The organism is Cycloclasticus pugetii PS-1, assembly GCF_000384415.1.
Classification (GTDB): Bacteria; Pseudomonadota; Gammaproteobacteria; order Methylococcales; family Cycloclasticaceae; genus Cycloclasticus; species Cycloclasticus pugetii.
In genome coordinates, this window is record NZ_ARVU01000001.1 from 1,412,467 (window position 1) to 1,424,955 (window position 12,489).

General features: G+C 41.6%; 10 protein-coding genes. 5 read left to right on the forward strand and 5 right to left on the reverse strand.

Features of this window, described 5'->3' with window-relative positions:
* Positions 1-89: 89 nt before the first annotated feature.
* Together CYCPU_RS0106875 and CYCPU_RS0106880 are read right to left on the reverse strand one after the other, a co-directional pair.
* Positions 90-3,575 (reverse strand): indolepyruvate ferredoxin oxidoreductase family protein, encoded by a 3,486-nt coding sequence (locus CYCPU_RS0106875; protein WP_020162323.1) that lies wholly within the window; start codon positions 3,573-3,575, stop codon positions 90-92.
* Positions 3,576-3,584: 9 nt separating this feature from the next.
* On the reverse strand, positions 3,585-4,043 hold the full coding sequence (locus CYCPU_RS0106880) for a MaoC family dehydratase (protein ID WP_015006153.1): 459 nt from the start codon (positions 4,041-4,043) through the stop codon (positions 3,585-3,587).
* A 221-nt stretch (positions 4,044-4,264) separates the two neighbouring features.
* Here CYCPU_RS0106880 and CYCPU_RS0106885 point away from each other — a divergent pair, with 221 nt between their 5' ends.
* A complete protein-coding gene (locus tag CYCPU_RS0106885; protein ID WP_020162325.1) occupies positions 4,265-5,602 on the forward strand; it encodes an MATE family efflux transporter in 1,338 nt (445 codons plus the stop codon).
* Here CYCPU_RS0106885 and CYCPU_RS0106890 read toward each other — a convergent pair.
* The gene (locus CYCPU_RS0106890) at positions 5,595-6,266 is read right to left on the reverse strand and encodes a glycerophosphodiester phosphodiesterase (protein ID WP_020162326.1); all 672 of its coding nucleotides are present in this window, start codon (positions 6,264-6,266) and stop codon (positions 5,595-5,597) included. The two genes, CYCPU_RS0106885 and CYCPU_RS0106890, sit on opposite strands and share 8 nt — an antisense overlap.
* A 97-nt stretch (positions 6,267-6,363) precedes the next feature.
* Here CYCPU_RS0106890 and CYCPU_RS0106895 point away from each other — a divergent pair, with 97 nt between their 5' ends.
* Together CYCPU_RS0106895 and ispG are read left to right on the forward strand one after the other, a co-directional pair.
* The gene (locus CYCPU_RS0106895; RefSeq protein ID WP_020162327.1) at positions 6,364-7,503 is read left to right on the forward strand and encodes an aminotransferase class V-fold PLP-dependent enzyme; all 1,140 of its coding nucleotides are present in this window, start codon (positions 6,364-6,366) and stop codon (positions 7,501-7,503) included.
* A 232-nt stretch (positions 7,504-7,735) separates the two neighbouring features.
* The gene (gene ispG / locus CYCPU_RS0106900) at positions 7,736-8,956 is read left to right on the forward strand and encodes a flavodoxin-dependent (E)-4-hydroxy-3-methylbut-2-enyl-diphosphate synthase (protein ID WP_016390122.1); all 1,221 of its coding nucleotides are present in this window, start codon (positions 7,736-7,738) and stop codon (positions 8,954-8,956) included.
* Positions 8,957-9,033: 77 nt separating this feature from the next.
* Here the strand turns inward: ispG and CYCPU_RS0106905 are convergent, their stop codons facing one another.
* Both CYCPU_RS0106905 and mazG read right to left on the reverse strand, forming a co-directional pair.
* Complete coding sequence (locus tag CYCPU_RS0106905; protein ID WP_015006158.1) at positions 9,034-9,249, reverse strand: cold-shock protein; 216 nt, start codon at positions 9,247-9,249, stop codon at positions 9,034-9,036.
* A gap of 156 nt (positions 9,250-9,405) precedes the next feature.
* Entirely contained in the window at positions 9,406-10,215 is an 810-nt protein-coding gene (gene mazG / locus CYCPU_RS0106910) for a nucleoside triphosphate pyrophosphohydrolase (protein ID WP_015006159.1), read from the reverse strand.
* Between the two features lie 104 nt (positions 10,216-10,319).
* Here mazG and CYCPU_RS12155 point away from each other — a divergent pair, with 104 nt between their 5' ends.
* Both CYCPU_RS12155 and CYCPU_RS0106920 read left to right on the forward strand, forming a co-directional pair.
* Complete coding sequence (locus CYCPU_RS12155) at positions 10,320-11,549, forward strand: spore maturation protein (protein ID WP_015006160.1); 1,230 nt, start codon at positions 10,320-10,322, stop codon at positions 11,547-11,549.
* Positions 11,550-11,609: 60 nt separating this feature from the next.
* The gene (locus CYCPU_RS0106920) at positions 11,610-12,488 is read left to right on the forward strand and encodes a lysophospholipid acyltransferase family protein (protein ID WP_015006161.1); all 879 of its coding nucleotides are present in this window, start codon (positions 11,610-11,612) and stop codon (positions 12,486-12,488) included.
* The last annotated feature ends 1 nt before the right edge of the window (position 12,489 follow it).

The window sequence follows — 12,489 nt, forward strand, 5'->3', positions numbered from 1 at the left end:
AAGCACGATATGATGATCGGCACGGCTGTGATGAATAAAAAAGGCCTTAGTAAAAGACTAAGGCCTTTTAATGCGTCCTACGTTTAAATTTAAGCCGTTGTTCCTGTTTTAACTTTAATGACTTTCATCGGGTTTTTAAAATGATTGTCTAAGGTTTTCCAGCGGCCTTCCGCCACTTCAACACTTTCTGTTCTTACATGGCCATAACCACGAACAAATTCAGGAACGCGCGCCATTTCTAGTGCAACCTCTTTATTTTCCTCAGTTAGGCCAGTAATAATTTGGTTTAACACCGCTTTATACTGTTTCAACAGCTCTTTATCTTCTTTTCGCTCTGCAGAATAGCCAAATGGATTTAACGGCGTATGTCTCAGGCCTTTAAATTTAGACGCTACTTTAAGAGCCGATAACATCCACCCACCAAATTCTCGTTTTTTCAATTGCCCCGTTATCGGGTCGCGTTTGGAAATAAGCGGTGGTGCCATGTGGAATTTAATTTTATAGTCACCCGAGAAGTTTTCCTTTACTTCATTCGCCCAGGTGCCGTCGGTATATAAACGGGCCACTTCTAACTCATCTTTATAGGCCATTAATTTATATAAGTACCGCGCTGCCGCTTGGGTAATCTCATCGCTATCACCCGCTAGTTTTGCTTCTGCTTCACGCACTTTATCAATTAATTTTGTGAATTTTTTAGCATATGACTTGCTTTGATAAGCCACCAAATCTGCCTCACGGCGACTAATCAACTCATCGGTAGTGGCAGATAGTACTTCCCACTCTGGCGTTGTAGCACCTTGTTCCAATAGTGTTTTAACCGCATCTGGGTCGTGCGCCATTAAACGGCCAATTTTAAATACCCGCTGGTTATAGGCAACCGCTACGCCGTTTGCTGTAATGGCATCTTCCAACGACTGACGTTTAACCGGCAACCAACCTTTTTGACAGGCAAAGCCTAATAACATCATATTGGCGCCAATGGTGTTGCCCGTTAATGTTTCAGATACTTTAGTTGAATCGAAGAAATCACAATTGCCTTTACCTGTGAAACGCTCCAACGCTTGCTTCATATCATCTACAGGAATACTAAAGTCACCATCGCGAGTAAATGCGCCCGTCACAATACCGTGCGAATTAACCACCCCTTTGGTATGCCCTTCACGCAAGCGCGACATGCCTTCATCACTCGCACTGGTGACAATATCTGCACCAATCAATAAGTCTGCCTTACCAATAGATAAACGGGTTGAATTAAGCTCTTCCACATTATTAGCGACTTTAAGGTGGCAATATACCGCGCCAAACTTTTGCGCCATACCGGTTAAATCCAGCACTTGTGAGGCAAAACCTTCTGCTTTGGCTGCTTCACCAATCATTGATGAAATGGTAACAACACCGGTACCACCAATACCACAGACCAAGGAGCCAAACACGCCATCGAGTGGCTTAGGTGTTGGTTCTGGCAAGGTTGCGAACACATCATCTGATAAGTTAACGGAGCTACCTTTTGCCAATTCCCCGCCTTCAATCGTTACAAAACTTGGGCAGAAACCTTTTACGCAGCTAAAGTCTAAATTACAGCCAGATTGATCAATCACACGCTTACGGCCTAACTCTGTTTCTAGCGGCTGCACAGAAAGACAGTTCGATTGCACGCCACAATCACCACAGCCTTCGCAAACACGTGAGTTAATAAAGGTTAATTTTTTCGGTGTTTCCACCAATTTACGTTTGCGGCGTCTACGCAGTTCTGTTGCACACGTTTGTTCAAAAACAAGAATCGTGACGCCTTTAGTGTCGGCCAATTCTTTCATCACCATTTGTAAATCATCGCGGTGATACAAATCAGTACCGGGCGCAAATGCGGCTTTATTTAATGCTTCTGGCTCTTTTGAAACGACAACAATACGAGCCGCACCTTCTGAGTGCATTTGCTGCGTAATACCTTCTACGGTTAACGGGCCATCAAACGATTGGCCGCCTGTCATCGCAACGGCATCGTTAAATAAAATTTTATAGGTAATATTAATGTTTGAAGCGATCGCCTGACGAATCGCGGTAGAGCCAGAATGATAGAAAGTTCCATCCCCCAAGTTAACAAAGGTATGGCGGTTACCCAAAAACGGCGATGCACCTGCCCAAGTAGCTCCCTCACCACCCATTTGTGTATAGGTAGTGCCTTTTCTATCCATTAACCCCACTAGGAAATGGCAACCAATACCAATTAACTGTTCTGTGCTGTCATCTGGTAATTTGGTAGATGAACTGTGCGGGCAACCTGAACAAAAATACGGTGTACGTTCTACCGTATTGCGTGGCACACTCAATTGTTTATCGGTATTTTCCAACACTTCAATCCATTGGGTCATGGAGTCTGTGGTTTTATACGGCTTCAACCAATTAACTAATGCTTTAGAGATCAGCGCTGGTGTTAATTCACCATTAGATGGGAACTGTGTTTGTTGGTCACGGCCTTTTTTACCCATCACCAACGGACGAATATCCATTGGCATATCAAACAAAATATCTTTCACTTGCGTTTCAAGGAATGGGCGAGACTCTTCAATTACCAGAATCTCATCAACCGATTCTGCAAATTCACGCACCAAGCTTTCTTCCATCGGCCAAATAACGGCTATTTTAAAAACCGCTAAACCCAGCTCATCGCGCATTGATTCATCAATGGACAAATCATCTAAGGCTTCTAGGGTATCTAGGTAACTTTTCCCGGCAGTAATAATACCCACACGGCGTTGTTTTGCATCCAGCGTTACTTTGTTTAGTTTGTTTGCTTTAGTAAACGCTTTAACAGCGGGCAAACGCGCATTCACAATACGTTCGTCTTGATCCACCGAGCGATCTGGCCAACGGGTATGTACGCCACTGTCAGGAATAACGAATTCACTGGCATCAGGCAGTACGGTTTCTGTGCGTTTAGGGTCAATGTCCACCATATACCAAGACTCAGCAATATCAGACACTGATTTAACCGCAACCCAGACGCCTGAATAACGCGACATTTGATAGGCAATTAAGCCAAAATCATAAATATCTTGCACCGATGAACAGTGCATAATCGGAATACATAAGCCCGATAAAACGTATTCACTTTGTTGTTGAATACTGGATGATCGACTCATAGGGTCATCACCCACGGCCATAACAACACCACCGTGTTTGCTCGTTCCCCATAAATTTGCATGATGAAGCGCATCGGCTGCTTGGTCTACACCCGGGCCTTTGCCATACCAAAGCCCAAACGCGCCATCGAAGTTATTACCTTCAAAGAAATCAATTTGTTGCGAACCCCAAATAGCGGTCGCTGCCATCGCTTCATTAACACCGGGGTTAAAATGAATATCGCGTTCATTCAAAGACGATTCCACCCCTTTACACTCGGTATCAAAATTACCAAATGGTGAGCCGCGATAACCTGAAATAAAACCACCGGTTTTTAGACCCGCTTCACGGTCACGACGTTGTTGCTCAAAGGCTAAACGTAAATAAGCTTGGTTACCTGATAAAAAAACAGGCCCATCTTCCCGTACAAACTTTTCTTCCTTAGATGTTGACATAAACCCTCTTTAATTAGTTTTTGCTTTTAATTTAGCCGGAATAGGTTTTACAACCGCCTCACCTGTAATGATTTTATTACCTTCCTGATCAAAACATTCTGTACTAAACGTTACCGTATTATTTTCTTTATTAATAGCCAAAACCTCTACAACCGCCCGGTATTGGTTACCAAAAAAAGCTGGCCTTAAAAATTCTACACTTTGCTTAAGCCAAAGTGTTCCCAAGCCAGGAAGGTCCATGCCTAAAATACCTGAAAATTGAATCACCGAAAACATGCCATGCGCGACACGTTGTTTAAAAATGCTTTGTGCTGCGTAATCCTCGTCGTGATGAGCAGGATTCCAGTCACCCGACATTTTGGAAAATTGAACCGCATCCTCGTGTTCAATCGTATAGGTTTTTTCTTTACGCATACCAATGGATAAATCATCGATACTCATGCAATTGCTTGGCACTGGAATACTCATTACGCTCCTTTTATTTATACTACACATATAGTCATCACAACTACGTTACCAAACCAGTGTATCGTTATACACTGCTGCCTCAAATCACATTATGTTAGATACTTAATAAATGATGACTTAAAACAAGCTGTACTCACTTTTCTACTGATGACAACCACTCTGGTATTTTATGATGCCATTGTTTTTAACCAACTATAATTAAAAAATACTCATTAAACCCTATGATTCCTTCTAAGCCGCCTCAAGATTTAACCATAGGGTCTATTTATCAGCACTTAATTCGCCTTGCCATACCCGCGTCAATGGGGATGTTTTTCAACACGTTATATAACCTTACCGATAACTGGTTTGCCGGTAAAGTATCTGATGACGCTTTGGTTGGATTGTCCATTTCAAGCATTGTCTTTTACCTTTTTATTGGACTTTTGGCTGGCCTACAAAACGGCACGTCAGTCATGGTTTCAACAGAACTTGGCCTAAAGCAACCTCAACAATTAAAAAACATTATTAGAAACTGTCTAGGCCTAGGCCTTGCTTTTTCTTTAGTGATTACAGTTGCGGGGATTCTATTTGCAAAAGATGCCATCCACTGGCTAAGCACTAACGACATAATAACTGGGCTAGCATGGGATTATATTGAAGTCTTAATCCTCGGCAATGTCGCTTTTTCTCTAAGTGCTGTTGGCGCTGGCGCGCTGATGGCCTTGGGTGACACAAAGTCTAACCGTAATGCGTTAGTTGTAGGTTTCTTTGTTAACTTGGGCTTAAACCCATTATTAACCTTTGGGCTAGATATGGGCGTTGCCGGGCTCGCTTGGGCAACATTAATTATTAAGTTTGCATCGGCGCTTTATTTACTCAACATTTTATGTAAGAAATTGGGTTACAGACCCCTGCCGTGTTTGAACAAACTTGTCTCTCTGGCTATTTTGAGACAAGTGTTACCGGCTAGTTTTAATTTTTTCATTATGATTATTGGCAGCTTGATGATTACTGGTTTTGTTAGCCGCTTTGGTGATTATGCAATAGCCGGTTATTCGGTTGGTTTACGGCTTGAACAAGTTTTATTGCTCCCTGCCCTAGGTCTCAATGCCGCCGTTTTAGCTATTGCAGGACAGAACTATGGCGCTAAAAATTACCGACGCATCGCTGAAACTTACCGTAAGGGGTTAATACTTAGCTTATCTATTTCTCTTGTTTGTATTCCCGTTATGATTTTTCTCTCACCCCTGATGATGAGTTTTTTTAGTCAGCAAGATACTATTATTGATATAGGTACCACTTATTTAAGAATCGATGCATTGGCTTTTTTTTGCTACGTTTCTCTGTTTATTAGTGTGGCAACGCTTCAGGCTATAAAACAACCGGACTTCCCCGTTGTCATGGGTTTTTTCAGGCAATTATTATTACCTTTTATCGTCAATTATTTACTCATCATAAAATTCGACTATAGCATTGAATGGGTTTTTGGCTCTGTCGCCAGTATTGTTTTTATTAGTATGATTGTGACGCTGATCTATACACGTTCTCAATTAAAAAAACTGCCGCACATCAACTAGTTAACCTATTTGGATAGTCACTAAAAACCCCATCAACCCCGAGTTCCTTCATGCGCCTAATCTGCACGACTTTATTAACAGTATAAACATACACCTTAAGTCCCAAATCGTGCGCCCTATCTACCCATTTTGGCGTTACCTTTTGTAACCTTATGTGTATTGAAAAGGCCTTTAATTTAGTCGCCCAGGCAATAGACTCATTGATATTATTACCAGCCAAGACACCTATCTTAACGTGTTGGTTTAACCTAACTACTTGTTCAAGCTCAGGCATTAAAAATGATGAAACAAGCATTTTATTTTTGTAAGTTTCCGGTGTATTTCTAAGCAAACTGGTTAACACTTTACCTGTGCCTAGGCCCTTCAGTTCAATATTCAAGCCGACTTTACCTACGGTTACCTCAAGCACTTCTTGTAAGGTTGGTATTCTTTGCCCAAGACCTGCATCTAAGGCTCTAAGTTCTTCAAACGAATAATCAATTAATTTGCCACGTCCATTGGTTGTTCTATCAACTGTTTCATCGTGAATAACCAACAGTTTATCGGCGACACAATGTACATCAATTTCAACCCAATCTGCGCCTAACTCGATTGCTTTATGAATAGATAAGAGTGTATTTTCAGGTGCACAGCCCATTGCGCCTCTATGTCCAATCATCAACATAACACACCTCTTTTAAATTTAATCTGGCAGATAAAGTCAGTCTATAAGGAACTTTTAAAAAAGGATAGAATATTCATTTTCTTAAGGGGCAATGTAGATGACTGATCGATTTAATAATGAATTTAATTTAGACGATGATGTAATCTACCTTAACCATGCCGCAGTTGCTCCGTGGCCCGTTCGTACCGAAAAAGCCGTCAATGCTTTTTGCCGCGAAAACGTTACTATTGGCTCCAAGAAATATGCGAATTGGCTCAACGTTGAAGCCCACTTAAAAAACCAATTAGCTCAGTTAATCCAAGCTGATAATGCCGACGAAATTGCCTTAGTTAAAAACACCTCTGAAGCCCTTTCTTTTGTTGCTTATGGGCTGGATTGGGCTCATGGCGATACTATTGTTACCAGTGATGAAGAGTTTCCCTCAAATATGATTCCGTGGGAGTCACTTGAAAACCAGGGTGTTCGCGTCATAAAAACACACTTGAAAGACACAGAAGACCCAACTGCTGAGCTAATTAAAAATATTGATAGCCGAACTAAACTGCTAACCATCAGCTCAGTTCAATATGCCTCAGGCTTACGTGTTGATCTTGAACGTTTAGGCGAAGCCTGCCAGCAACGAGGTGTTCTATTCTGTATAGACGCTATTCAATCGGTTGGTGCATTCCCTATTGATGTAAAGAAGTATCAGGCCGATTTTGTGATGGCCGATGGACACAAGTGGATGCTTGGCCCTGAGGGCTTAGGCTTTTTTTATTGTCGGCAATCTAGTATTAACACACTCAAACTCACCCAGTATGGCTGGCATATGGTTGAGGATATGGGCAATTATGACGCCCTTGAATGGAGTACGGCAAAATCGGCAAGACGATTTGAATGTGGCAGCCCTAACATGCTGAGCATACATGCACTTTCTGCAAGCCTTAGTTTACTACTGGAAGTTGGTATGAATACGGTTGCCAACAACCTTATTGAGCGTGGCCAGTATGTGATTGATAAGGTACAACAAAGCCCCTCATTAACCTTGTTAACCAAGCCAGACGCACAAGGCAATAACATTATTGTTTTTAAGCCCACAAAGCATGACACAAATGAACTTTTTGACTACTTAACCTCACAGCAAGTGGTTTGTGCAAAGCGCGGCGGTGGGATTCGTTTTTCACCACACTTTTACACACCGTTTAGTATTATTGATCGTGCCTTTACTTTAATTAATCGTTTTTTAACAGATACATAAACACACGCATCCCCTTCAGTTTGCCAACGGTTTTTAAATTACTTCAGCAAGATTATCTTGCCAGCACATTTAAGTAAACGAACAGCTCCGTATTGAATACATTGCTCTAAGCCACTTTGTTGATTTCGTACGCTCGATTACTGTTACGACCCCTATCTGAACTTCTTGCGCTCTTCATTAACGGATAAGCCATACAAACATATATAATGAAGCAGATATATTTACAGATAAAATGAGAAAAACAGCGATGACACGCAATGCTATAACCGTAAAGGTCGGATCCGTTTCAATAGGTCATGAACACCCCGTGGTTGTTCAATCTATGACGAATACAGATACTGCTGATATTGAACGAACCGTCGAGCAAGTTTATCAGTTAGCAAAAGCAGGCTCCGAGTTAGTGCGTATTACCGTGAACTCAGAGGCCGCCGCCGCTGCAGTCAGCACGATTAGAGAGCGACTTGACGCGTTAGATTGCGATGTACCCTTGGTGGGGGATTTTCACTTTAACGGGCACAAACTGTTAGAAAAATACCCGTGTTGCGCGCAAGCATTGGCTAAATACCGTATTAACCCCGGTAATGTTGGCCGTGGTAGTAAGCGTGACCCTCAATTTGCTCAAATGATTGAATGCGCTATTCGCTATGATAAACCTGTACGTATTGGTGTTAATTGGGGCAGTTTAGATCAATCTGTGTTGGCCCGTTTGATGGATGAAAATTCCAGATCCAGCACACCTCGCGATTCTGTTGCCGTTATGCATGATGCGGTTATTACATCGGCGCTAGAAAGCGCAGAAAAAGCCATTGAATTAGGCTTAGCCAAAGATAAGATTTTACTATCTTGCAAAATGAGTGGCGTTCAAGATTTAATATCTGTGTACCAAGACCTTGCCTCTCGCTGTGACTTCCCGCTTCATTTAGGCTTAACCGAAGCCGGAATGGGAAGCAAAGGTATTGTCTCATCCACTGCTGCCCTTGCGGTATTGCTTCAACAAGGCATTGGCGACACTATTCGTATTTCTTTAACACCTGAACCCGGCGGAGATAGATGCCAAGAAGTAGTTGTCGCACAGGAAATATTACAATCCATGGGCATACGTTCCTTTACACCAGCGGTTATCTCATGCCCCGGATGCGGCAGAACCACCAGCGATTATTTCCAGCAGTTAGCACAAGATATTCAATCATTTTTGCGCCATAAAATGCCGGAATGGAAAACTCAATACGCTGGTGTAGAAAACATGAAGGTAGCCGTCATGGGCTGCGTTGTGAACGGCCCAGGTGAAAGTAAAAATGCAAACATCGGCATTAGCTTACCAGGCACAGGCGAAAGACCCGTCGCACCCGTTTATATAGATGGACAAAAAGATGTCACCTTAAAAGGTAACGATATCGCAGAACAGTTTCAGAAAATTGTTGAGCAATATGTCACTAAGACCTACCAACAATAAAAATAGACAATCTATCTTTATTGAAAGCAGGAATCTTAATGTAGCGCTAAGGCAGCAAAAAACTGCCGAGACTTCGCTTATTCTAAACCAGTAACTTCTTCTGCTTGAAGCCCTTTGTCGCCTTTAGTAATTGTAAATTCAACGGCTTGATTTTCTTTTAATGTACGGAAACCGTCACCTTGAATTGCTCTAAAATGAACAAACACATCTTCACCACCAGCATCTGGTTGAATAAAACCAAAGCCTTTTGAATTATTAAACCATTTAACAATACCGCGTACTCTTTCTGACATCTCTTTTCCTCATTATAAATAAACAAAAAAATCAAGCAGTTAGAACATATCCTTTATGATAATAGTTATTAGTTATCTAGCAAGCTTGAATCTTGAGTATACTAAAATCATTTGAAATGTCCTAACTTTTCCTTATGTTGCGTAATTTAATTTTTTTTAATCGTTAGAACCGCTTCTTTTACTTTCTTCCCAAAGCATCATCAGTGTACTTGCGGAGCATTCTTCAACACCCTTTCCAGCTTGCTCTACTGATTGTTCAATATATGAAAATCGTTTTGTAAAACGCTCATTAGCCAGCCTTAGTGACCACTCGGGGTTGATGTCCAAATGACGCGCTAAATTTATACAGCTAAAAAATACATCCCCTAGTTCTTCCTCTATTCTTTTACGATTATTTGCAAGCACCATTTCATCTTTAAGCTCATCAATTTCTTCGTCTAATTTATCGACAACAGCGCCAACCTCATCCCAGTCAAACCCTACCGAGGCTGCTTTTTTCTGTAATTTGTAGGCTTGATTAATTGCCGGTTGATTGGAACTGACACCGGACAACACACTGCTGCGTGTCTCATTTTTATTTTCTGCTCGTTTTTGTATTTCCCATTTTTTTGCTAAATCGTCTTTCGAGGTTATTTCATTATTAAACACATGCGGATGACGTCTGGTTAACTTATCGCAAATTGCGTCAACAATATCGGAGAACTCAAAACTCTGCTGCTCTTTAGCTAACTGTGCATGAAAAACCACTTGGAATAAAAGGTCGCCTAATTCATCCTTTAAAGCAGGCAGGTTTTTTTGCTGAATTGCATCAGCAACTTCATAGGCTTCTTCGATTGTGTATGGCGCAATCGTCTCAAAACTTTGCTCCACATCCCAGGGACAACCGTTATCAACATCTCTTAACTGAGCCATAATTGTTAATAATTTATTCAAGTTATCATTAACGTTAATATTCTTATCTGCCATTGTATCGGTATGTTACAGTTTAATTGACTAAGTGAACGTATCACTTAGGGAGACACCCTACCCTTTGATTGCTGATTGTTTAGACAAGGTTTGCCCTTTATTTTATGTTAAATATTATTTGGCTTGGCTTTTTTTTCATTGCCTTTCTAACCGGCCTTTATCGCCTTTTTATACTCGGCGATATGAACATTTTTAATGATATTACCCTCGCCACATTTACCTTATCCAAAACAGCATTTGAAATTTCTCTCGGCCTGACCGGCGTTTTATGTTTTTGGATGGGGATTATGAAAATTGGCGAAAAAAGTGGTTTTATTAACCATTTAACACGCTTTTTAAACCCACTTTTAAAACGCCTAATGCCCGACATTCCAGATAAGCACCCTGCCTTGGGCGCTATGGTGATGAACTTGTCTGCCAATATGTTAGGGCTTGATAATGCGGCAACGCCCTTAGGTATAAAAGCCATGCAGCACTTGCAAACCATAAACCCATTAAAAGATACGGCCAGCAACGCTCAAATTTTATTCTTGGTAATCAATACCTCAGCTGTCACCCTATTCCCTCTGACCATTTTCACATATCGTGCACAAATGGGCGCTGCTGACCCAACCGATGTTTTTATCCCTATTTTAATTGCTACCTATGCCTCGACGATGGCTGGGCTTATAGCCGTTGCTAGCATTCAACGTATAAAACTTTACGAGCCAGTTGTGCTTTGCTATTTAGCTGCTTTTAGCACCGTTATCGGCTTAATATTGTTCTATTTTTCAAGCCTTGACCAAGCCAGCATGCAACAACAGTCATCACTGGCGAGCAATTTTATTATTTTTAGTTTGATTATTGTTTTTATGAGTGGTGCTATCAAACAACGTATTAATGTTTATGATGCATTTATTGATGGCGCTAAAGAAGGCTTTCAAACCGCTGTAATGATTATTCCTTACCTAGTAGCAATGTTGGTTGCTATTGGTGTTTTTAGGGCATCAGGGGCACTTGAAATAACGCTGGATTACGCACGCTCGTTGTTAATCCATTATTCGCTGGATAGCCAATTCCTCGATGCGTTACCAACAGCGCTGATAAAACCGCTCAGCGGAAGTGGCGCTCGGGCGATGATGATAGACACCATGCAAACACACGGCGCAGACTCTTTTGCCGGCAGGCTTGCCTCTATTGTACAAGGCAGCACAGAGACAACCTTTTACGTCTTAGCCGTTTATTTCGGCGCAGTGGGTATAAAAAAAGCTCGGCATGCGGTTGCCTGCGGGTTATTTGCAGACTTGATAGGTATTATTACCGCCATCTGTATTGGCTATGTATTTTTTGCCTAAGAAGCGCAATAGCTTTGGTAGAATAGAGAGTTTTTAACCCTACTGATTTTTACCTAGATTATGGCCAAACACCGGCAACCCTTTAGCTCTCGCTTTTACCCATTGCTTGGAAAACTTCCATTGCCGATGCTGCACGCACTTGCATATCCCGTTTACTTAATTGGCTATTATCTTGTTGAGCGCAAACGCAATGTTATTTATTCGAACATGCAAAACTCTTTTCCAGATACCCCGAGCAATGAGCTTAAAAAACTGGCTAAATTAAATTTTAAACATTTGGTCTATGTAATATTGGAAGCCAGTAAAACCCGCACCCTCACGGAAGAACAAATTCGTCAGCGTGTTACCTTAAAAAACCCAGAAGTGATAGAAAAGTTTGCAAAAAACGACCAATCTGTCTTGATGCTTGCCGCTCACCATTGCAACTGGGAATGGATGCTGGCTGGTTGCAGCTTACAGCTTTCTTTTCCTATCGATGCTGTGTACAAACCTTTGCACGATAAAATTGTTGATGACTATATGAAAATCTCTAGGTCACGTTTTAACGCTCGCCCAATACCTAACAAAAATGCATTAATTGAAATTATGCAGCGTCGTAAAGAGGTCCGTGGCTTTGCGATGGTTGCTGATCAATCGCCTGTCAGAAAAGAAGAAAAATACTGGACTCAGTTCCTTAACCAAGACAGTTCATTTGCAGTCGGTGCTCAGAAGATTGCCAAGCTCACCAAATACCCTGTTATTTTTGTTGGTATGAAGCGCCTAAGTCTTGGTCATTACGAAGTGTTTTTTGAAGAACTTGGACAAGCCCCCTATGAAAAAGAGGGTCACGAAATCACCGAGAAATACGCTAGAGCAACCGAGCGAATGATTCTCGATGCGCCTGAAGATTGGATGTGGTCTAACCGTAAATGGAAGAGAAAGCGTGGTGTCTACGATTAAA